The sequence below is a fragment of the Blastococcus sp. SYSU D01042 genome (assembly GCF_054050515.1).
Genome location: NZ_JBJGZM010000003.1, coordinates 160,472 through 181,646 on the forward strand (window position 1 = coordinate 160,472; position 21,175 = coordinate 181,646).

The following is a 21,175-nucleotide window of genomic DNA, read 5'->3' on the forward strand; positions in this document are numbered from 1 at the left end:
GTTCAGGGCGCGACCAGCATCCCGGCGCCGACGGTCGCGTTGGTCGCCTCGTCGACGATGATGAACCGCCCCGTCGCCCGGTTGCGCGCGTAGTCGTCGACGAACAGCGGCTGCGTGGTGCGCAGCTGCACCCGGCCGATGTCGTTGAGCCCCAGCTCGCCGGCGGCCTGGTCGCGGTGCAGCGTGTTGACGTCGAGCCGGTAGGCGACGTCCTTCACCACCGCCCGCACCGAGCGCGTCGTGTGCTTGATCGCCAGCCGCTGCCGGGGGCGCAGCGGCTGGTCGGTCATCCAGCAGACCAGCGCGTCGAGGTCCTGCGTGGCCCGCGGGGCGTTCGCCGGGCGGCAGACCAGGTCGCCGCGGGAGACGTCGAGGTCGTCGGCCAGCCGCACGGTCACCGACATGGGCGGGAACGCCTCGTCCACCGGACCGCGCGGGCCGTCGATGCCGGCGATCGTCGTCGTCAGGCCGCTGGGCAGGACCTGCACCTCGTCGCCCGTGCGCAGCACGCCGCTGGCCACCCGGCCGGCGTAGCCGCGGTAGTCGTGGTGGGCGTCGGACTGCGGCCGGATCACGTACTGCACCGGGAACCGGGTGTCCACGAGGTTGCGGTCGCTGGCCACGTGCACGTGCTCCAGGTGGTGCAGCAGCGAGGGCCCGCCGTACCAGGGCGTGTTCTCCGACCGGGTGACCACGTTGTCGCCGTTGAGCGCGGAGATGGGTACGACGGTCAGGTCGGGGATGTCCAGCTTCGCGGCGAAGGCGGTGAACTCCTCGCGGATCGCCTCGTAGGCGGCCTCGGACCAGTCGACGAGGTCCATCTTGTTCACCGCGACCACCAGGTGCGGCACCCGCAGCAGCGAGGCGAGGAAGGCGTGCCGCCGGCTCTGCTCGAGCATGCCCTTGCGCGCGTCCACCAGCACGATGGCCAGGTCGGCGGTCGAGGCGCCGGTGACCATGTTGCGGGTGTACTGCACGTGGCCGGGGGTGTCGGCCAGGATGAAGGTGCGCCGCGGGGTGCTGAAGTACCGGTAGGCGACGTCGATGGTGATGCCCTGCTCGCGCTCGGCGCGCAGGCCGTCGGTGAGCAGCGCGAGGTCGACGTAGTCGCCCTTGCTGGCCCGCTCGACCGCCTCGTACTGGTCCTCGAACACCGCCTTGCTGTCGTACAGCAGCCGGCCGATCAGCGTGCTCTTGCCGTCGTCGACCGAGCCGGCGGTGGCGATCCGCAGGATGTCCTTGCGGGCGAGCGCGATGTCGTGCGCCTGCTCGGCGGCGGCGGAGTGCAGGTCCACGGGCTCTTCGACGGGGGTCATCGGGCGATCTCCTGGCGGCGGGCGGCGGGGCGGCGCACCCTGGGGCGCGGACCCCGGGAGAGGTGCGCATGTTCGTGTTCGCGGTGGCGGCGCCCGCGCTGCTGGTCGTCGTCCTGGGCTACGTCGTCGGCTACGCCGTGGGCGCCTGGGTGACCGACCTGTTCGGGACGACGTCGCCGGTGGTGGCCGAGCGCGTCGGCTGGACGACGGGGCTGCTGCTCCTGGCCGTCGCGGTGCGCGTCGTGGTCGTGCTCCGGCGGCGCAGCCGTCGGCGGGCGCATCAGAAGTAGCCCTCCTTCTTGCGGTCCTCCATGGCGGCGTCGCTGACCTTGTCGTCGCCGCGGGTGGCGCCGCGCTCGGTCATCCGGGTCACCGCGATCTCGGCGATGACCTCCTCGACCGTGGTCGCCCGGGACGGGACCGCCGCGGTCAGGTTCGCGTCGCCGACGGTGCGGTAGCGGACGGTCTCGCGGCGCACCTGCTCGCCCTCGCGCGGCCGGATGAACTCGTTGACCGCGTAGAGCATCCCCTGCCGCTCGACGACCTCCCGCTCCTGCGCGAGGTACAGCGCGGGGATCGCGATCTCCTCGCGGAGGATGTACTGCCAGATGTCGAGCTCGGTCCAGTTCGACAGCGGGAAGACGCGGATCGACTCGCCGAGGTGGATCCGGCCGTTGTAGAGGTCCCACAGCTCGGGCCGCTGGTTCTTCGGGTCCCACTGGCCGAACTCGTCGCGGAAGGAGAACATCCGCTCCTTGGCGCGGGCCTTGTCCTCGTCGCGCCGGGCGCCGCCGAACAGGGCGGTGAAGCCGTGCTCCTCGACCGCGTCGAGCAGCACGGGGGTCTGGATCCGGTTGCGGGAGCCGTTGGGCTCCTCCTTGACCGTGCCGGCGGCGATCGCGTCGGGAACCGAGGCCACGACCAGCTGCACGCCGAGCTCGGCCACCCGCTTGTCCCGGAACTCGAGGACGTCGGGGAAGTTCAGGCCCGTGTCCACGTGCATCACGGGGAAGGGGATGCGGGCCGGCGCGAAGGCCTTGCGGGCCAGCTCCAGCATCACGATGGAGTCCTTGCCGCCGGAGAAGAGCAGCACCGGCCGTTCGAGCTCCGCGACGACCTCGCGGATCACGTGGATGGACTCGGCCTCCAACGTCTCCAGCTGGCTCAGCCGGTAGTCAGGCGTGGTCACGTGGGGGAGCTCCGGAGGTTCGGGGGCAGGCTCTTCCAGGGCACCAACCCCATCGGATCGGTGCGGATTCCCCTCCAGTGTCCGCTATCGCCCCGCGCGCACCGCAGCCAGGATGGGCTCGACCAGCTCCGGACGGCAGACGACCAGGTCGGGCAGGGAGAGCTCGGCTGCGTTGTAGACCAGCGGTGTGCCGTCGATCCGGCACGTGACCAGCCCGGCGGCGCGCGCCACCGCGACCGGCGCCGCGGAGTCCCACTGGTACATCCCGCCCGAGTGCACGTAGGCGTCGACCTCGCCGCGCACCACCGCGAGCACCTTGTAGCCGGCCGAGCCCATCGGCACGAGCTCGCCCTCGAGCGCCCGGGCGACGGCGTCGGCCTCGGCCGGCGGGCGGGTGCGGCTCACCGCGATGCGGACCGGTCCGCCACCCCGGGCAGGCAGGGCCGGCGCCGGATCGGTCACGAGCACCTCGCCCAGGCCCGGCAGGGCGACCGCGGACGACGACAGCTCGCCGCCCGCCCACAGCGCGACGTGCACCGCCCAGTCGGTGCGGCCCGCCTCGCCGTACTCGCGCGTGCCGTCGAGCGGGTCGACGATCCACACCCGGTCGGCGGTCAGCCGCCGTGCGTCGTCGGCGGCCTCCTCGCTGAGGACGGCGTCGTCCGGGCGCTCGGCGGCGAGCACCCCGCTGATCGCCCGCTGGGCCGCGGCGTCCCCGGCGTCCCCGAGGGCGCGACCGGTCAGCTCCCCGTCCGCCCGCAGGGCGAGCAGCACCTCGGCGGCCGCCTGCGCGGCGCGTACGGCGACGGCGACGTCGTCCACCGGCTCAGCCCCGCTGCAGCGCGGTCGCGTCACCGGGACGGCGCGGCGGGGCGTGCCGGCCGCTCGCGTCGGTGATCGCGCCGAAGTAGGCCGCCTGCTTCTCGGGGCGCGGCATGACGAACAGGCCGCGGGCCTCGACGAGCACCTTCTCCGGCGCGGCGGCCAGCGCGATGGTGCCGGTGATGAACGCCTTGCGGCCCTCGTGGGACTCGACCCGGGCACGGAGCAGCAGCGCCTGCTGCAGCGGCAGCGGGCCGCGGTAGTCCAGCTCCAGGTGGGCGGTCATGCCCCACAGGCCGGCGGCACCGGCGGCGCTGCCCAGCATCTGGTCCATGAACAGCGCGCTCATGCCGCCGTGCACGAAGCTCGGCGGGCCCTCGTAGGCCAGCCCCAGGGTGATCTCGGCGACGACGCCGTCGCCCTCGGGTCGCACGACCAGCGGGGGCGCCAGCGGGTGCGCGATGCCGGTGACCGGGTTGAAGACCCGGCGCCCGTTCGACGGGTCGTCGAGCCGGGGCAGCTCGGACGCCGGCCGCCACGGGCCGCTGATCCGGGCGGTCGCCGCGCGCACCAGCTCGGCCGCCGCGGCGACGTCGCCCGTGGCCGCGGTGGTGGTCACCGAGGCCTCGATCAGCTCGCGGAGGGCGTCGCCCAGGTCCGTCGTCGCGGTCAGCAGCTCCGCGTCGGGAGCGGGAGCGATGTCGTCCGAAGTCACGCCGGAATGGTGACAGGCGGCGTCAGCCCGGCTGGTCGCCGGTCCCGCTCCCCGTTCCCGGGTCCGGAGGACCGGTGCGGCGCAGGCGGACGGTGAAGGACGCCCCGCGCCCGGGCGCGGTGTCCAGGTCGATGGTGCCGCCGTGCGCCGCGACCAGGGACGACGCGATGGCCAGCCCCAGCCCGGTGCCGCCCGCCTCGGCGCCCTCGCCGCCCCGGGTGCGGGACGAGTCGGCCCGGTAGAAGCGCTCGAAGGCGCGCGCCGCGTCGTCGGCGGCCATGCCCGGGCCCTCGTCGGTGACCCGGAGCAGGAGCACGTCGGCCGCGGCGTCCTCGGCGATGGCGACGGTGATGCGCGCGTCCGGCGGCGTGTGGGTCAGCGCGTTGGTGACCAGGTTGCCCACCACCTGGCGCAGCCGGCCCTCGTCACCGAGGACGACGGGGACGTCGGTGAGCGACTCGTCCAGGTGCAGCGCGATCGGCCGGTCGGGCTGGACGGCGCGGGCGTCGTGGACCGCGTCCCCGGCGATGGCGGCGAGGTCGACGGGCTGGATGGTGAGGGGCCGGCGCTGGTCGAGGCGGGCCAGCGTCAGCAGGTCCTCGACGAGGCCGCCCATGCGGGCCCCCTCCGCCTCGATCCGGCCCATGAGACGGCGGAGGTCCTCGTCGGACTGGACCGCGCCCTGCCGGTACAGCTCGGCGAATCCGCGGATCGAGGTCAGCGGGGTGCGCAGCTCGTGGCTGGCGTCGCCGACGAACCGGCGCATCTTCTCCTCCGACCGGCGGGCCTCCGCCTCGGAGGCCTGCTGCGCGCGGAAGGCGCTCTCGATGCGCGCCAGCATGCCGTTGAGCGCGGTGGACAGCCGGCCCACCTCGGTGCGCTGGTCGCCCTCGGGGACGCGCTGGGAGAGGTCCCCGGCCGCGATCGCCTGCGCGGTGCGCTCCACCTCGGCCAGCGGGCGGAGGCTGTTGCGGACCAGCAGGTAGCCGGCGATGCCGAGCATCGTCAGGACGACGAACCCGACGACGGCCTCGATGGCGACCAACCGGCTGATGGCCTTCTGGTCGGCCTCGAGGTCGAATCCGACGACGAGCGTGTACCCCTCGGGCAGCTGGCCGCTCATCACCCGCCAGCTCGTGCCGTCGTCCGCGCGCACGGTCATCGGCTGGTAGGAGAACTCGCCGGCGGCCACGCGGCCGGGGTCGATCTCCGGGATGCTGTCCTGGTCCTCGGGACCCTGGAAGTCCACCATGCGCGGCGCTCCAGGAGGGAGGCAGCCGGCGTACGGGACTCCCGGGGCCGTGCGGTACTCCCCGTCCAGGCAGGCCCCGAACACCTCGCGGTCGGCCTGCTTGACGGTCGAGCGCAGGCCCGCGTCCTGCTGCTCCTGCAGGTAGTCCCGCAGCAGGGAGGTCGTGGCGAACCCGGTGGCCAGGAGCGCCACAGCGACCAGCGCGACCAGCAGCGCGACGAGGGTGACCCGCAGCGGGACGCGCGGGCCGGTGGGTGCGGGTGACGGAGCGGTCATGCCCCCCGCGGCAGCCGGAGCGTGTAGCCCACCCCCCGGATGGTGTGCAGGAGGCGCGGCTCGGTGGTGTCGATCTTGCGGCGCAGGTAGGAGATGTAGGACTCCACGACGTTGGCCTCGCCGTTGAAGTCGTAGTTCCACACGTGGTCGAGGATCTGCGCCTTGGACAGCACCCGCCCGGCGTTGGCCATGAGGTAGCGGAGCAGCTTGAACTCCGTCGGCGACAGGCTGATCACCGCGCCCGCCTTGATGACCTCGTGGCTCTCCTCGTCGAGCTCGATGTCGGCGAAGGTGAGCCGCGGCGCCTCGGCCGCCTGCTGGGGGCCGGTGGTGCGCCGCAGGACCGCGCGGATGCGGGCGATCACCTCGTCGAGGCTGAAGGGCTTGGTCACGTAGTCGTCGCCGCCGAGCGTCAGGCCCGACACCTTGTCCTCCGCGGCGTCCCGGGCGGTGAGGAACAGCACCGGGGTGCGGCGGCCGGACTCGCGCAGCCGGCGGACCACGCCGAACCCGTCGAGCCCCGGCATCATCACGTCGAGCACGAGCAGGTCGGGGCGGAACGACGTGGCCAGGGCGAGCGCCTGCTGGCCGTCGGCGGCGGTGGCGACCTCGAAGCCCGCGTAGCGCAGGCTGGCGGAGAGGAGCTCGCGGATGTTGGGCTCGTCGTCCACCACGAGCAGCCGCGCCTCGGGCGCGCGGGTCTGCGGGTTGCCGGCCACGGAACCTCCGGTGGAACGAGCGGGTGCCGTCGTCATGTCCTCGAGCCTGCGGTCCACGGCTGCCGCTGCACTGGACGCTACCTGTGAACTCCCTGCACGTGCCCGCCGTCAGCCGGCGGGGGCCATGGCGCGGCCGCGGCGCCAGTAGCCGATCGCGTGGTGCTGCGCCCGGCCCAGCCCCCAGCGGCCGCGCAGGTCGGCCCGGATGGCCCGGACGGCGGCCGACTCCGCACCGACCCAGGCGAAGACATCGTCGCCGGCCGGTCGGTCCAGGGCGGCGACCGCGTCGACCAGCAGCGTGCTCTCGCCCGGCGGGGTGCCGTCGCGGTGCAGCCAGTGCACGGCGATCCCGGGCGGCCCGGCGAGCGGCTGCTCCTCCTCGGGGCCGGCCACCTCCAGGTAGGCGACCCCCGTCGTCCCGGGCGCCGCCGCGGCCAGCAGCCGGCTGATCGCCGGCAGCGCCGTCTCGTCGCCGACCAGCAGCAGCCACGCGGCCGGGCGCTCGGCCAGCGACGCCGCGCCGGCCACGGCGAGCAGCGCACCGGGGCGCGCCGCGGCGGCCCACGCCGCGGCCGGCCCGTCGCCGTGCAGCACGAAGTCGATCTCCAGCTCCCCGACGGCCGGGTCCTGACGGCGGGCGGTGTAGCTGCGCAGCGCGATCCCGTGGCTGCCCTCGGGCCAGACGATGCGGCCGTCGCGCTGGATGCGCGGCCACCGCGGCTCGGCGTCACCCACGCGCGGCACGAGCAGGTTGACCGTCGGACCGGCCGCGGCGACGGCGTCCGGGCTGCCGGTCAGGAGCACCCGGCGGACCGACGGGGTGACGTCGGTGACCGCGGTGACGGTGAGGACGTCGGCTGCGCGGAGTCCGTCGGGGGAGGTCACGACCGGAGGTTAGTGCGCCGCAGCGCGGGGCCGGCCCGGCCGTCCCCGGGGGAATGGGGTCGACCGGGCCGGCGTCGCGGACGGAGCGACCTCACGGACGGTGACGGGACCACGGCCTCGTCCCGCTCGGCGGAGGTGCTGCTCGGCGTCGAGGACCACGCTAGGTCACCGGATGGTCCCTGCCAGCGCCCGCACGGGTGAGACCGGCTCCCGAACGGGTGATCGATGCGGGTGCCCGGTGCGATGTGTGTGCCGGCGCTGCCGGGGGCAGGGGGGACCCACACCGTCCACGAGCGAGGAGCCGGCATGGCCGACGACTTCACGAAAGGTGACCACGTCACCTGGAAGAGCCACGGGGGCACGGCCGAGGGGACCGTGAAACGGAAGATCACCTCCGACACCGAGGCGTCCGGGCGCACCGTGCGCGCCAGCGAGGACGACCCGCAGTACGAGGTGGAGAGCGAGAAGAGCGGCGGCACCGCCGTCCACAAGCCCTCCGCGCTCGACAAGGACTGACCCGACCGGCACCCGCCGGAGCAGCAGACAGGAGACGACGTGACCGAGTCCGGAGACACCTTCGCCGGCGTGAGCGCGCGCAGCACCAAGCACAGCCCTCGGGTCGACGAGGAGCTCGAGCACGAGGTCCAGGGCATGCTCAAGGCGGAGCGGGCCACCCGCTCCGAGGAGTGGCGCGAGGTCGAGCCGGTCGCCGAGGGCGAGCCGGACCTGACCGCGGACCCGACCGGCACGCTGGTCGGCGGGACGCCGGTGGGCATGGACGCCGACGCCGTCGTCGCGCGGGCGGAGCTGGCCCGCTGGCTGGACCGTGCGGACTTCCCGAGCACCGGGCCGGACCTGGTCGAGGCGGCGCTCGACCACCGCGCGCCGGACGCCGTGGTCGCCGAGCTGGAGCGGCTCCCCGACGGCGAGACCTACGAGCGCATCGGCGATGTCGTCCGCGCCCTGGGCTACCCGACCGAGACCGGCCCCGGGCCGGGGGCGACCGAGGGCTGACCCGCGGCAGCGGGCACCGTCACTCCCGCGCGAGACCGGCGGTGCCCGCCCCGTCGTGGTCGACGTCCTGGTCCGTCACGAGGTCCACCGTGACGCGGACGAGGTGCCCGGTATAGGCGTTGGGACCCATGTGCCGGCCGGTTCCGTCGTAGTCGGCCACCGTGGTGCCGCGGTCGAGGCCGATGTCGAGGCCCGACCAGGAGATCGTCAGCCAGAAGATCTGGTCGGTCTCCATCCGGCCTGCGGGTTCCCCGTCGATGAGCAGGGTTCCCGTGCCGTGCGGGAACGGGCCCTCGCCGCGCCGCTCCAAGGCGAAGCCGAGGGTGGTGGCGCCCGGCGGGACGGGCCGGTCGGACGTGACGAGCTGGTGGGTCCCGCCGATGTTGAGGTCGTGCACCAGGTGCCCGTCGCGGACGAACAGCGAGTAGCCCGACGTCGCGTCGCCGTGCGCAATCAGCACGCCGTCGGCCGCGCCGAGCGATCCCGTGGGGTTGACGTGCGCGGTGATGCGGTAGCTCCGGCTGCGCAGGTCCGGCGCGACGTCGCTGGGGACGTGCCCCATGCCCGACCAGAAGGTGAACCGCGTGCGGTCCCCGGCGTGCCGGGCGGCGTTCTCGGCGAACCTCTCGCCGAAGCGGTCGTCCAGCGGCAGCACCTTGTTGGCCGCCGCCTGCTCCCACCAGCAGGCCTGCAGGGCGGCGAGCCGCTCCGGCTGCTCGGCGGCGAGGTCCCGGACCTCGTTCATGTCGGTCGAGAGGTCGTAGAGCTCCCAGCGGTCGCTCTCGAACGCGGTGCCCGGCGCGTGGTACGCGACGGCCTTCCAGCCGTCCTGCCAGATCCCGCGGTGGCCGAACATCTCGAAGTACTGCACGGTCTTGCCGGTGCGGGCGTCCGGGCGGTCGAGGGTGCCGGCGAAGCTGACGCCGGTCATGGCCTCGGGGGACGGGATCCCGAGCAGGTCCAGCACGGTGGGCGCCAGGTCGGAGACGTGGCAGAACTGGTGCCGCAGGGTCCCCGCCTGCGCCGGCGCGACCAGCCGGTCGGGTCCCGAGACGATCAGGCCGTCGCGGACGCCGCCGCCGTGGGTGTTCTGCTTGTAGCGCTTCAGGGGGGTGTTGGCCGCCATCGCCCAGCCGTGCGGGAAGTTCGAGTGGGTGTCCGGTCCGCCGATGTCCTCGAGGCGGGCGAGCTTCTGCTCGAGCGGTTCGGCCACCATGTTGAAAGGGCCCATGGCGTTGACGAACCCCAAGGGCCCGCCTTCCTGGCTGGCACCGTTGTCCGAGGTGATCAGCACGAGCGTGTCCTCCAGCTGGCCGGTCGCCTCCAGCACGTCCACGAGCCGGCCGAGGTGCTGGTCGAAGTGCGCGAGCATGGCCCCGTAGGCCCCCATCAGGCGGGCGAAGAGGCGCTGCTCGTCGGCGCTGTGCTCGGCCCACGCGAGGACGCCGGGGTTCCGATCGGGGAGCACGGTCCCGGGCGGGACGACGCCCAGCCGGATCTGCTCGGCCAGCCGGTCGCTCCGGGTCCGGTCCCAGCCCTTGGCGAACACCGCCGCGTAGTGGTCGATCAGATCCCGGGGCGCCTGGTGCGGGGCGTGGCAGGCGCCGGGTGCGAGCAGCATGTGCCAGGGCGCGTCCGGCGTCGCCGCCTCGTGGCTGGTGACGTAGGTGATGGCGTGGTCGACGAGGTCCTCGGTCAGGTGGTAGCCGGTCTCGTAGGTGCCGGGGGCCGCGACGTGGCTGTTGTCCTGGACCAGCTCGGGTGAGTACTGGTCGGTCTCCGCGTCGAGGAAGCCGTAGAAGCGGTCGAACCCGCGGCCCAGCGGCCAGCCGTCGAACGGCCCGGTCGGGCCGGTCTCGGTCAGCGGCGTGCAGTGCCACTTGCCGACCATGTAGTTGCGGTAGCCGTGCTGGCGGAGGATCTCCGCCAGGGTCGGTGCGTCGGCAGCGATCTTGCCCCGGTAGCCGGGGAAGCCCGAGTCGAAGTTCGCCAGGCAGCCCATCCCGACGTCGTGGTGGTTCCGGCCGGTCAGCAACGCCGAGCGGGTCGTCGAGCACATCGCGGTGGTGTGGAAGCCGGTGTACCGCACGCCGTCCCCGGCGAACCGGTCGATGACCGGGGTGGCGATCTCCGAGCCGTAGCACCCGAAGTCGCCGAAGCCGACGTCGTCGAGCAGCACGACCAGCACGTTCGTCCGCCCGCCGGGCGGGCGCACGGGTTCCGGCCAGTGCGGCTCCGAGTCGGCGATGGTCGCGCCGATCCTCTGCGGAGGCCCCTCGGGTGCCGGCATGGGCGGACGCTACCAGCGATCACGCCCCTGTCCAGGGGCCTCCGCCGCTCGCCGTCCCGTCGGGGAGGCGGTGGAGCGGGAGGGATCAGCCCGGCTCCTCCCGGGCCTGCTCCTCCGCGATCTCCTCCGCTCCGCGGCGGCGGAAGAGCCGGGAGCCCGGGAAGCCCTTCACGACCTGGCGCAGGTCCTGCACCGTGTCGACGAGGGCGTGCACGTCGGTGCCCACGTCCCCGAGGGACTCCAGCACCGGGAGGATGTCCTCGTCGAGGTGCGTGATCAGCTGCGGCAGCCGGTCGACGAGGGTGACCATCGCCTCGACCTCGTGCGGCTCGAGGCTCGCCGCCAGCCGGCGGACCGACGGCGCCAGCGCGGTGAGGGCTGGCACGTACTCGTCGAGCATCGGCTCGACCCGGCCGACCATGCCCTCGGCCCGCTCGACCAGGGCGTCGGCGCGGTCGGAGGTCCGCTCCACACCAGCGATCGCCTCGTCCGCCCTCGAGTTCGTGCGCCCGACCGCCTCGATCGCGGCGTCGGCCTTGTCGTTGGTCTGCCCGACGGCCTCGATGGCGCTGTCGGCCTTGTCGTTGGTCTGCCCCACGGCCTCGATCGCCCGGTCGGCCTTGGTGTTGGTCTGCCCGACGGCCTCGATGGCGGCGTCGGCCTTGTCGTTCGTGCGCCCGACCGCCGCGATGGCGGCGTCTGCCTGGTCATTGGTCCGTCCGACCGCCGCGATGGCGGACGCGGCCTCGGTGTTGGTCTGCTCGACGCCCGCGATGAGGGCGTCCGCGCGGTTCGCGACGCCCTCGACGCGGTCCAGCAGCCCCGACACCCGGCCGAGGAGCTGCTCGACCTGGGCGAGCGCGTCCGCGGCCCGGGGGACGAGGGCGAGCGCCTCGGCCACCCCGTCACGTGCTCCGGTCACCACGGCGACGACGTCGGAGGGACCGGGCAGCGAAGGCAGTCTCACTTCCCGCACGCTACGCACGTGCGGCCCGCCTCACACCCGGTCGCCCACGATCCGGTGTTGCCGGACCAGGGAGCGGGTGTTGCGCGCGTCGGCCGGGCGGGGCGGCCGGCGGCCGTATCGTGGAGGGCTCCCGCCTCCGGGTGCGGGACCAGGAGAACCACGGACAGAGGGTGCCGACACCGGTGGGGGACGAGCCGAGGGCCGACGACGCGCGCAGTCGCGGCGTCCCCGACGGCTCCCGGCGCCGCCGCGACCCCGCCGAGCCGCTGACCGTCGAGCAGCTGCTGTCCCGGTCGGGCAGCACCGCCCGGGGGCGCCGGGCCGCGCGCCGCTCGGGTGAGATCCCCGCCGCGCCGGCCGTCCCACCCCCGGGTGTCCGCGACGGTCTGCCGCCCGTGCCGGGCGGGACGACGACACCGCCGCCCTCGCCGCAGGCCGGTCTGCCGCCCGTCCCCGGCGCCGCTCCGCGACCACCGCGCCCACCGGCTCCCGGGTCGCCGGCCGGGTGGCAGCCCGAGCGGCGGCCGTCACGCCGCAGCGGGCCCATCCCGCCGCTGCCGGGCACGGTGCCCCCGCTCCCCGGCACGAGCGCCGCGGGGAACGGCCGACGGCGACCCCCGCGCGCGCCCTCCCGCCCCTCCACGCCCGGCCGCCGCCGGGCGGTGCGCGCCGCGATCGCGCTGTCCGCCGTGCTCGGCCTGGTGGTGCTCTACCACCTGGGGCTCTACTTCTACGTCGACCAGAAGATCGGCCGCGTCGACGCCCTCGCCACCGACGGACCCGAGATCCTCGCCGCGCAGCTGCAGGAGACGTCGGAGACCTACCTCGTCGTCGGCACCGGCGTCCCCGACCAGGAGGGCCCCTCATCGGTGGCGACGCTGCTGGCCTCGGTCTCCGAGGACGGTGAGCGGGCCGTGCTGGTCGGCTTCCCGCCCACCGCGCTCGTCGACACCCCGGAGTGCCGCACCGCCGACGGTGAGCTGCGGGCCCCGACGACCGAGGCCTTCGCCCGCTCGCTGCTCGACGGCGGGCCGTCCTGCATGGTGCGCGCGGTGCAGCAGCTCTCGGGGGTGCAGGTCGACCACTACCTCGGCGTCGACCTGGCCCGCCTCCCCGGGATGGTCGACGTCCTCGGCGGCGTGCCGATGTGCGTCGTGCCCTCGCGCGCGACGGCCGCGGCGGCGGTGCCCCCGCCGCCCGGCGCCTCGGAGCTCACCGCCGAGACGGCCGCGGGCTACCTGCGCCCCGCCGGGGAGGGCACCGACGTCACCGGCACGGCGGTCGCCGAGCGCGCCCAGCGGCTGCTCACCTCGACCCTGCGCGCGGCGATGGCGCGGGACAACGTCCTCGACCCGGTCACCCTCACCCGGTTCCTCAGCCGGGCCGCCGACGCCCTGACCGTCGACGAGCAGACCACCCTCGGTGACCTGCGGACGCTGGCCACCTCCATCGGCGACGTCTCCGGTGACGCCGTGGCGCGCACCGGCCTCCCGGTCGCCCAGGTCGGGCACGTGCCGGCCGGGAGCGAGGAGTCCTACGTCCTGCTCGACGGCGCGGGGACCCGGTCGCTGTTCGACTCCGTCATCGACGGGAGCCGGCTGCCGGAGGGCTTCCTCGCCGAGGACGAGACGGTCGCGCAGCCGGGGGAGGAGGTCGCCGGCGAGCCGGCACCGATCGCCGATCCGAGCACCGCCCTCCTGGCCCCGGGCGAGGTGTCCCTCGACGTGCTCAACGGCACCGGGACCCAGGGGCTCGCCACGACGGTCCACCGCGAGCTGGGCGGCCTGGGCTTCCTGGTCGGGGAGGTGGGCAACGCGGAGGGCACGGTGAGCCAGTCCGTCGTCCGCCACGGTCCGGGCATGGTCGCCCAGGCCCGGACCGTCGCCGCCGCCGTCCCGGGCTCGGTCCTGCAGGCCAGCGACGCGATCGGCGACACCGTGCAGCTCATCGTCGGTCCCGGCTACACCGGCGTCGTCGCCGTCGCGCCGCCCGCGGCCGCGGCACCCGAGCCGCCGGCGGACGACGCGGCGGCGACGCAGGCAGCGGAGCCGCAGGCCGCGACCGTCAGCTGCGGCTGACCCCGGCTGCCGGGATCAGCCGAAGCGGCCGGAGATGTAGTCCTCGGTGGCCTTCTGGTCCGGGTTGCTGAAGATCTTCTCCGTGGGGTTGAACTCGATGAGCCGGCCCGGCTGTCCCACCCCGTTGAGGTTGAAGAAGCCGGTGGACTCGCTCACGCGGGCCGCCTGCTGCATGTTGTGCGTGACGATCACGATGGTGAACCGCTCCTTCAGCTCGGCCATGAGGTCCTCGATGGCCAGCGTGGAGATCGGGTCCAGCGCCGAGCACGGCTCGTCCATGAGCAGCACGTCGGGCTCCACCGCGATCGCGCGCGCGATGCACAGCCGCTGCTGCTGTCCGCCGGAGAGGCTGGAGCCGGGGCGGTCGAGCCGGTCCTTCACCTCGTTCCAGAGGTTGGCGCCCTTGAGTGACTTCTCGACCAGGTCGTCGCTCTCGGACTTCTTCATCTTGTTGTTGTTCAGCCGGTTGCCGGCGATGACGTTGTCGTAGATGGACATCGTCGGGAACGGGTTGGGCCGCTGGAAGACCATGCCGATCTGCCGGCGCACGTTGACCGGGTCGACGTCGGCGCCGTAGAGGTCCTGGCCGTCCATGACGACCTTGCCCTCGACCCGGGCACCGGGCAGCACCTCGTGCATCCGGTTCAGCGAGCGCAGGAAGGTCGACTTCCCGCAGCCCGAGGGACCGATGAGCGCCGTGATGCTGCGCGGCTCGATGGAGATGTTGACGCCCTCGACGGCCAGGAAGTTGCCGTAGTAGATGTTGAGGTCGGAGACCTCGATGCGCTTGGCCACGTGTTGTCCTCCTGAGCGGGGCCGGTCAGCGACCGGTCTTGGGAGCGAAGAAACGACTGATCAGGCGGGCGACCACGTTGAGCGCCATGACCAGGATGATGAGGACGAGGGCTGCCGTCCAGGCCCGGTCCAGGAAGGCCTGGGTGGCGGTGCCCGGCTGGGTGAGCTGGTAGAAGGCGAAGACCGGCAGGGTCGCCATGCGCCCGTCGAACGGGTTCAGGTTGGTGCCGGTGATGAGGCCGACGGTGATGAGCAGCGGGGCCGTCTCGCCCACGACGCGCGCGATCGCCAGGGTGACGCCGGTGCCCAGCCCGGCGATCGCCGTCGGCAGCACGACCTTGACCACCGTGCGCCACTTCGGGACACCGAGCGCGAAGCTGGCCTCCCGCAGCTCGTTCGGGACGAGCTTGAGCACCTCCTCGCAGGACCGGACGACGACCGGGATCATCAGCACCGACAGGGCCACCGCGCCCATCACGCCGGCGCGGAAGTCGTTGCCGAAGAGCAGCGTGAAGAGAGCGAAGGCGAAGAGACCGGCCACGATCGAGGGGATCCCGGTCATCACGTCGACGAAGAAGGTGATGCCGCGCTTGAGCCGGCCGGTCCCGTACTCCACCAGGTAGATGGCGGTCAGCAGGCCGATCGGCACCGAGATCGCCGTCGCCAGCAGCGTGATGATGACCGTGCCGAGGATGGCGTGGTAGGCACCGCCGCCCTCGCCGACCACCCGGAACATCGACATCGAGAAGAAGTCGCCGTCCAGCCGCGCGAGGCCCCTGCTGAGCACGGTCCAGACCAGCGACACCAGCGGGACCATGGCGATGCCGAAGGCGGTCGTGACCAGGCAGGTCACCAGCCGGTCCGTGCCCTTGCGGCGCCCCTCGACGGCCCGGGAGGCGACGTAGACCGCCAGCGTCCCGAGGATGACGCCGTAGACGACGGTCGAGGTCACGGAGAACCCGGTGAGCGCCGAGAGCCCGGCCCCGAGGGCCATGCCGGCCAGGTAGAGCCCGAGGACGGCCGGCCGCGGCAGCCGCCGCTCGACGCGGACGGGCTCCTGCGGGACAGCGGTCTCGGGCGCGGACTGCGTGGCGGTGCTCATCAGTTGGCTCCGGAGAAGTCGGCGCGCCGGTTCACGATCCACCGGGCGATCATGTTGACGGCGAGGGTGATGACGAACAGCACCAGGCCGCTGGCGATGAGCGTGTTGACCCCGATACCGGTGGCCTCGGGGAACCGCAGCGCGATGTTCGACGCGATCGTCGAGGGGTTGGAGCTGCTGATCAGGTTGACCGTGGCACCTGCGCCGCCGGAGAGGATGATCGCCACCGCCATCGTCTCGCCCAGCGCCCGGCCGAGGCCCAGCATCGCGCCGGCGATGACGCCGGACTTGCCGTAGGGCAGCACCGCCATCCGGATCATCTCCCAGCGGGTGGCCCCCAGGGCGAGCGCGGCCTCCCGGTGCAGCGCCGGCGCCTGGCTGAACACCTCGCGGGCGATGGCGGAGATGATCGGCAGGATCATGACGCCGAGCACCAGGCCGACGGTGAGCATGGTCCGGCCGCTGGCCGATGCCGGACCGGCGAAGAACGGGAGGAAGCCCAGGTTGTCGGCCGCCCACTCGTGGAACGGGACGAGCGCGGGCGCCATGACGGCCAGCCCCCAGAAGCCGTAGACGACGCTGGGGATCGCAGCCAGGAGGTCGATCACGTAGCCCAGCGCGGCGGCGATCCGCCGCGGGGCGTAGTACGTGACGAACAGGGCGATGCCGACGGCGAGCGGTGTGGCGACGACGAGCGCGATCACCGCGCCCAGCAGCGTGCCGAGGATGAGGGGCCCGATGTAGCTGGCCAGTCCCTCACCGCCGGGGATGTCCTCCGCGGGGGCGGTCAGTGCGGGGATGGCTTCACTGATGAGGAAGGCGGCGACCCCCGCCAGGACGACCAGGATGAAGATGCCGGAGCCCTTGGCGCTGCCGGCGAAGATGCGGTCGCCCGGGCGGCGCACTGCGCCCTGCTTCACCGGGCGTTCGGTCGGGGCCTTCGTGGCGGTCACCGCTACTCCGTGGATGTCGTCTGAGTGTGCATGTGCCCGGTTCCGGGCGGTGCGATGGCCCGGGACGCCGTCAGGACGTCCCGGGCCACCGCGGCGCGCCGGTGTCAGCCGGCGGCGGTGATGGCGTCGACCGCGCCCTGCGCCTGCTCGCGCAGCGAGTCGGAGATCTCGGCGTTGCCGGCGTTCTCCGCGGCGGCCGCCTGACCCTCCTCGCTGATCACGTACTCCATGAAGGCCTTGACGTTGTCCGCGGTTTCCTGGTCGTCGTACTCGATGCAGCCGATGTGGTAGCTGACCAGGACGATCGGGTACTCGCCGGAACCCTCGGTCTCGCGGTTCACCTCGATGGCGAAGTCGTACTCGCCGCGACCCTCGACGGCCGGGGAGTTCTCGACGACGGCCGCGGCGGCCTCGGAGCTGGGGGCGACGAAGTCCTCGCCGACCGCCACGTTCACCACGCCGAGGTCGCCGGCGCGGCTGGCGTCGGCGTACGTGACCGCACCGGCGGTTCCGGTCACGACCTCGATGACACCCGAGGTGCCGGTGGCGGCCTCGCCGCCCTCCAGCGGCCAGACGCCGTCGGGCTCGGCGGTCCACACGTCACCGGCCGTCTGGGACAGGTAGTCGGTGAAGTTGTCCGTGGTGCCCGAGTCGTCGGCGCGGTGCACGGGGGTGATCGCCGTGGCCGGCAGGGTGGCGTCCGGGTTGTCGGCGGCGATCGCCGGGTCGTTCCAGGTGGTGATGGCGCCGGTGAAGATGCCGGCGATCGTCTGCGGGGTCAGGTTCAGCTCCTCGACGCCCTCGAGGTTGAACACGACCGCGATCGGCGAGATGTAGTTCGGCAGCTCGAAGATCTCACCCCCCGCGCAGCGCTCCTGCGCGGCGGTCAGCTCCTCCTCGTCCAGCGCTGCGTCCGAGCCGGCGAAGTCGGCGGAGCCGTCGATGAACTGCTCCCGGCCCGCGCCCGAACCAGCCGGGTCGTAGCTGAACTGGACATCGGGGAACTCGCCCTGGAAGCCTGCCTGCCAGGCCTCCATGGCCGACTGCTGGCTGCTCGCGCCCGCGCCGACGAGGTCGCCGCTGAGCTCGGCAGCGTCGCTGCTGCCGTTCCCGCTGTCGCCGGAGTCGGACTCGTTGGACGCGCCGCACGCGGCGAGCGCGAGAGATCCGGAGAGCGCGAGCGCCAGGGCGGTCGCGCGGGGCTTGCTGCTGAGCTTCAACCCAGTGCCTCTCGACATCGGCCCGGACCGTTTCCGGGCAGCGTTGTGTGACCTGCGAGAGGGGACGGTAGGGAGCTGAAGTGGCCGCATCCCGGTACCTCGGTGAACGCCGGGTGAACGCCCGCGGAGGTCTGGGCAATGGTGTGGCAGCCGTCATACGTCCAACGGGTGAACCGGCGCGTGGCAGCCCGCGGAAGTGGTCTCAGGCCCCCTCGCGCCGCCAGGAGACGTCGACGGAGAAGCGGGTGAAACCCCGCCCCTCGTACAGCCGGACGGCGGAGGCGTTGTCCTCCTCGACGTAGAGCAGGACCGAGCCGAGACCCTCACGGCGCAGGTGCGCCAGGCCCAGGTCGGTGAGCGCCCCGCCGAGCCGCAGGCCCTGCGCGTCCGGGTCGACGCCGAGCACGTAGATCTCGCCGACCGGGTCGGGGCCGGCGTCGCCCGCCGGGTGCACCTTCGTCCAGTGCGAGCCGAGCAGGTTGCCGCCGGCGTCCGGGTCGCCGCGCCAGGCCAGCAGGAAGCCTGCGGGGTCGAACCAGGGCTCGGTCTCGCGCAGCTCGAGGTCGGTGCGGCTCATCCGGCCCTGCTCGGGGTGCCAGGCGAAGGCGCGGGCGTTGACCCGCAGCCAGGCGTCCTCGTCCCGGCCGACGCGGAAGGGCAGGACCTGCACGTCGTCGGGGAGCTGCGGCCGCGGGTCGGGGTCGACGCCGGCCAGGTCGCGGCGCATCTGCAGCAGCACGCGGGCCCGGGTGAAGCCGTGCGGCGCCAGGAGCTCCGCCGACCCGGGCAGGTCGCCGTGCGCCCAGACGTCCAGCCGCCGGTCGCCGGCCAGCTCGAGCAGCTGCCCCAGCAGGGCGCGGCCGTGCCCGCGCCGGCGCTGCTCCGGGTGGACCACGAGCTCGGCGACGCCGTCGTCGTACCGGGCGTAGCCGACGACGGTGCCGCCCTCGCGCACCAGGAGGTCGTGCCCGCCCGGGACGGCGTGCTGCAGCCGCAGCTCCGCCTCCTCGGACAGCGGCCGGACGCCGTCGGCGGCGGAGGCGGCGCGCAGCAGCGCGAGGACGGCGTCGACGGGGATGTCCGCGACGGGCTCGGGGCTCACCGGCCCATCAGACCAGCTCGGCGTCGGTCTCCGCCTGGGTGGCCCGCGCCGCGGCGTCGGCGACCTGCTGGTCGAGCTTGTAGCCGACGTTGCGGACGGTGCCGATGAGCGCCTCGTGCTCGGTGCCGAGCTTCGCGCGCAGCCGGCGCACGTGGACGTCGACGGTGCGGGTGCCGCCGAAGTAGTCGTAGCCCCAGATCTCCTGGAGCAGCTGCGCGCGGGAGAAGACCCGGCCCGGGTGCTGGGCCAGGTACTTCAGCAGCTCGAACTCCTTGTAGGTGAGGTCGAGCGGGCGGCCGCGGAGCTTGGCCGAGTAGCTGTGCTCGTCGATGACCAGCTCGCCGGCCTGGGTGACGCCCTTGTCCGCGCCGTCGGCGGGGGTGGCCGCGGCCAGCCGGCGGGCGGTGGCCCACTTGAGCCGGGCGTCGACCTCCGCCGGGCCGGCGGTGTCGAGCAGGACGTCGTCGACGCCCCAGTCGGCCGACAGCGCGACCAGACCGCCCTCGGACAGCACCGCCACCAGGGCCGAGGCCACGCCGGTGGACGAGAGCAGCCCGCACAGCGTGCGGGCGCGGATGAGGTCGTGCCGGGCGTCGACCAGGACGACGTCGCCGGAGTCGCCGTCCAGCAGGCTCGACAGCTCGGGGGCGACCACGCGGACCTCGTGGCCGAGCAGCCCCAGTGCGGGCAGCACCTCGGTCGTCGCCTGGCGCGCCGAGGTCATGAGGACCAGTCGCATGTCGTCTCCTCGCGAGTTCCCGCGACGCGCAGCCGCGGCAGCCGTCGACGGCGCTGTCGAGGTGAGGGGGCAGCGTAACCGACGAGCGCCCGCAGGGGCAGGTGCCGGCGGTGAACCTCCCTCGCGGCGGTGACCGGCCAGGACGCCGGGATCTGCGACCATCGACCGCGTGAGCGCCGCCGCCCCGACCTCCCGCCTGACGGCGCGGGAGCACCACCTGCCCGCGGCGGCGTGCGCGGCGGTCGCCGTCGCCCTGCTGGTCGGGCTGCCCGCGGTGCTCGACCAGACCGGCCGGCTGGCCGCCGTGCTGGTGCTGCAGCTGGGGCTGGTCCTGTGCTGGGTGCTGGTGACCGGCGTGCAGGGGTTCGCCGGCTCGCTGGCGGTGGGCGCCGCCGCGGCGGTGGCCGCCGACCTCGCCCTCGTGCTGCCGTCGGACCCCGAGCTCGGCGAGCTGCTGGCCGTCGTCGGCGTGGGCTTCCTCGCCGTCGTGGTGCAGCAGATGCTGCGCCGGCCGCGGCACGATCTGGTCGCCTCGCTCGCCGGCTCGGTGCTGCTGCTCGTCGCCGTCGCCTCGCTGGCCGCGCTGCTGCTGCTCGGCCGCACCGACACCGGCTCCGAGCGGGCGCTCGTCGCGCTGGTCGCCGTCGGCGCGGCGCTGGTCGCGGGCCACCTCGTCGACGTCGTGCTGCCCCGCCCGCAGCTGGCCGACGGGGTCCCGCGCGGCCTGGTCGGCGTGGTCCTCGCCGTCCTCGCCGCCGCCGGTGCGGCCGTGCTGGCGGCCGGCACGGGGGATGCCCTCGACGCCGAGCGCGCGCTGGTGCACGGGGGCGTCATCGGCGGGGTCGCCGCGCTGACCGGCCTGGTGGCCAGCTACCTCGTGGTCGAGGCCACGCCCGCTGCGGACGACGGCGGGCCCGGCGCCGGCGAGCAGCGGTTCTCCCGCTGGGTGCTCCCGGTGGTCCAGGTGGCGCTGCCGCTCGCGGCCTGCGCGCCGGTCGCCCTCGCGCTGCAGGCGGCGCTGTGAGCGCGCGCCGGTGAGGGCGCTGCTGGTCGTCCTCGTCCTGCTGCTCGGCCTGCTCGTCGTCGGTGACCGGGTGGCCGTCGCGGTCGTGGAGGGTCGGGTGGCCGACGAGCTGGCCGCCCAGGAGGAGGTGACCGGCGAGCCGGAGGTCGACGTCCGCGGGTTCCCCTTCCTGACCCAGGCCGTGGGCGGCCGGTACGACGACATCCGCATCTCGCTGACCGCCACCCAGCCCGGGCAGGCCGACGCCGTCCCGGTGGACGTGGCCCTGCGCGGCGTGCGCCTCGCGCTGTCCGACGCGCTGTCGGGGTCGGTCACCGAGCTGCCGGTGGACCGCATCGACGGCACGGCGACGATCTCCTACGACGTGCTCGCCGCTCAGCTGGGCGGGGACGCGGTGGTCGCGCCCGAGGGCGAGGGGCTGCGGATCACCCGGACCGTCGAGGTGCTGGGCCAGACCTTCCCGGTGTCCGCCGCCGGCACGGTGGTGCTCGAGGGCGACCAGCTGGTCGTCGACGTCGACCGCGCGTCCGGGGCGGGGATCGAGCTGCCCGGCTCCCTCGTCGACCGGGTCAGCGATCTGCTCGACCTGCGCTACACCGTCCCCGAGCTGCCCTTCGGGCTGCAGCTGACCGGCGTCTCACCCGCCGACGATGGCGTCCTGGTGAGGGTCGAGGCGACCGACGCGGTGCTGACGACGGAATAGCCGACCGGATCGAT

The 21,175-nt window shown here is 74.0% G+C and carries 21 protein-coding genes; 6 read left to right on the plus strand and 15 right to left on the minus strand.

Going from position 1 to position 21,175, the window contains the following annotated elements; genetic code table 11:
- Positions 1-2: 2 nt before the first annotated feature.
- Positions 3-1,316: a sulfate adenylyltransferase subunit 1 gene (locus ACI79H_RS07375; RefSeq protein ID WP_456553729.1), complete on the minus strand. Its 1,314-nt coding sequence runs from the start codon at positions 1,314-1,316 to the stop codon at positions 3-5.
- 68 nt (positions 1,317-1,384) lie between these two features.
- Here ACI79H_RS07375 and ACI79H_RS07380 point away from each other — a divergent pair, with 68 nt between their 5' ends.
- Positions 1,385-1,606: a hypothetical protein gene (locus tag ACI79H_RS07380; protein ID WP_456553730.1), complete on the plus strand. Its 222-nt coding sequence runs from the start codon at positions 1,385-1,387 to the stop codon at positions 1,604-1,606.
- Here ACI79H_RS07380 and cysD read toward each other — a convergent pair.
- The 6 genes from cysD to ACI79H_RS07410 all read right to left on the minus strand — a co-directional run bounded on the left by cysD (position 1,597) and on the right by ACI79H_RS07410 (position 7,174).
- Positions 1,597-2,505, minus strand: a complete 909-nt coding sequence (cysD, locus tag ACI79H_RS07385) for a sulfate adenylyltransferase subunit CysD (RefSeq protein WP_456553731.1) — start codon at positions 2,503-2,505, stop codon at positions 1,597-1,599. The genes ACI79H_RS07380 and cysD overlap by 10 nt on opposite strands.
- 84 nt (positions 2,506-2,589) lie before the next feature.
- Positions 2,590-3,327: an inositol monophosphatase family protein gene (locus ACI79H_RS07390; protein WP_456553732.1), complete on the minus strand. Its 738-nt coding sequence runs from the start codon at positions 3,325-3,327 to the stop codon at positions 2,590-2,592.
- A gap of 4 nt (positions 3,328-3,331) precedes the next feature.
- Positions 3,332-4,042, minus strand: coding sequence for a PaaI family thioesterase (locus tag ACI79H_RS07395; RefSeq protein WP_456553733.1), 711 nt, complete (start codon positions 4,040-4,042; stop codon positions 3,332-3,334).
- A gap of 22 nt (positions 4,043-4,064) precedes the next feature.
- On the minus strand, positions 4,065-5,570 hold the full coding sequence (locus tag ACI79H_RS07400; protein ID WP_456553734.1) for a sensor histidine kinase: 1,506 nt from the start codon (positions 5,568-5,570) through the stop codon (positions 4,065-4,067).
- Positions 5,567-6,325, minus strand: a complete 759-nt coding sequence (locus ACI79H_RS07405) for a response regulator transcription factor (RefSeq protein WP_456553735.1) — start codon at positions 6,323-6,325, stop codon at positions 5,567-5,569. Before ACI79H_RS07405 ends, ACI79H_RS07400 begins: the two co-directional genes overlap by 4 nt.
- 72 nt (positions 6,326-6,397) lie before the next feature.
- Positions 6,398-7,174, minus strand: coding sequence for a siderophore-interacting protein (locus ACI79H_RS07410; RefSeq protein WP_456553736.1), 777 nt, complete (start codon positions 7,172-7,174; stop codon positions 6,398-6,400).
- A gap of 306 nt (positions 7,175-7,480) precedes the next feature.
- Between ACI79H_RS07410 and ACI79H_RS07415 the strand changes: the two genes are divergently transcribed.
- The gene (locus tag ACI79H_RS07415; RefSeq protein WP_456553737.1) at positions 7,481-7,690 is read left to right on the plus strand and encodes a DUF2945 domain-containing protein; all 210 of its coding nucleotides are present in this window, start codon (positions 7,481-7,483) and stop codon (positions 7,688-7,690) included.
- A gap of 39 nt (positions 7,691-7,729) precedes the next feature.
- The gene (locus tag ACI79H_RS07420; protein WP_456553738.1) at positions 7,730-8,188 is read left to right on the plus strand and encodes a DUF2795 domain-containing protein; all 459 of its coding nucleotides are present in this window, start codon (positions 7,730-7,732) and stop codon (positions 8,186-8,188) included.
- Between the two features lie 19 nt (positions 8,189-8,207).
- Here the strand turns inward: ACI79H_RS07420 and ACI79H_RS07425 are convergent, their stop codons facing one another.
- Positions 8,208-10,478 carry an arylsulfatase gene (locus ACI79H_RS07425; protein ID WP_456553739.1) on the minus strand — a complete coding sequence of 757 codons (2,271 nt, stop codon included), beginning with the start codon at positions 10,476-10,478 and terminating at the stop codon, positions 8,208-8,210.
- 85 nt (positions 10,479-10,563) lie between these two features.
- Positions 10,564-11,445, minus strand: a complete 882-nt coding sequence (locus ACI79H_RS07430) for a hypothetical protein (RefSeq protein ID WP_456553740.1) — start codon at positions 11,443-11,445, stop codon at positions 10,564-10,566.
- 170 nt (positions 11,446-11,615) lie between these two features.
- Here ACI79H_RS07430 and ACI79H_RS07435 point away from each other — a divergent pair, with 170 nt between their 5' ends.
- On the plus strand, positions 11,616-13,523 hold the full coding sequence (locus ACI79H_RS07435) for an LCP family protein (RefSeq protein ID WP_456553741.1): 1,908 nt from the start codon (positions 11,616-11,618) through the stop codon (positions 13,521-13,523).
- A 15-nt stretch (positions 13,524-13,538) separates the two neighbouring features.
- Here ACI79H_RS07435 and pstB read toward each other — a convergent pair whose 3' ends face one another.
- The 6 genes from pstB to ACI79H_RS07465 form a co-directional block, all read right to left on the minus strand.
- A complete protein-coding gene (pstB, locus tag ACI79H_RS07440; RefSeq protein ID WP_456553742.1) occupies positions 13,539-14,318 on the minus strand; it encodes a phosphate ABC transporter ATP-binding protein PstB in 780 nt (259 codons plus the stop codon).
- A gap of 25 nt (positions 14,319-14,343) precedes the next feature.
- A complete protein-coding gene (gene pstA / locus ACI79H_RS07445; RefSeq protein WP_456553743.1) occupies positions 14,344-15,420 on the minus strand; it encodes a phosphate ABC transporter permease PstA in 1,077 nt (358 codons plus the stop codon).
- Positions 15,420-16,373 carry a phosphate ABC transporter permease subunit PstC gene (pstC, locus tag ACI79H_RS07450; protein WP_456553744.1) on the minus strand — a complete coding sequence of 318 codons (954 nt, stop codon included), beginning with the start codon at positions 16,371-16,373 and terminating at the stop codon, positions 15,420-15,422. Before pstC ends, pstA begins: the two co-directional genes overlap by 1 nt.
- 104 nt (positions 16,374-16,477) lie before the next feature.
- Positions 16,478-17,611, minus strand: coding sequence for a phosphate ABC transporter substrate-binding protein PstS (pstS, locus tag ACI79H_RS07455; protein ID WP_456553745.1), 1,134 nt, complete (start codon positions 17,609-17,611; stop codon positions 16,478-16,480).
- Positions 17,612-17,795: 184 nt separating this feature from the next.
- Positions 17,796-18,695, minus strand: coding sequence for a mycothiol synthase (mshD, locus tag ACI79H_RS07460; protein ID WP_456553746.1), 900 nt, complete (start codon positions 18,693-18,695; stop codon positions 17,796-17,798).
- Between the two features lie 7 nt (positions 18,696-18,702).
- Positions 18,703-19,434 (minus strand): winged helix-turn-helix transcriptional regulator, encoded by a 732-nt coding sequence (locus ACI79H_RS07465; RefSeq protein ID WP_456553747.1) that lies wholly within the window; start codon positions 19,432-19,434, stop codon positions 18,703-18,705.
- 169 nt (positions 19,435-19,603) lie between these two features.
- Between ACI79H_RS07465 and ACI79H_RS07470 the strand changes: the two genes are divergently transcribed.
- The gene (locus ACI79H_RS07470; RefSeq protein WP_456553748.1) at positions 19,604-20,458 is read left to right on the plus strand and encodes a hypothetical protein; all 855 of its coding nucleotides are present in this window, start codon (positions 19,604-19,606) and stop codon (positions 20,456-20,458) included.
- Between the two features lie 10 nt (positions 20,459-20,468).
- Positions 20,469-21,161, plus strand: a complete 693-nt coding sequence (locus ACI79H_RS07475) for an LmeA family phospholipid-binding protein (RefSeq protein ID WP_456553749.1) — start codon at positions 20,469-20,471, stop codon at positions 21,159-21,161.
- Positions 21,162-21,175 lie beyond the last annotated feature (14 nt).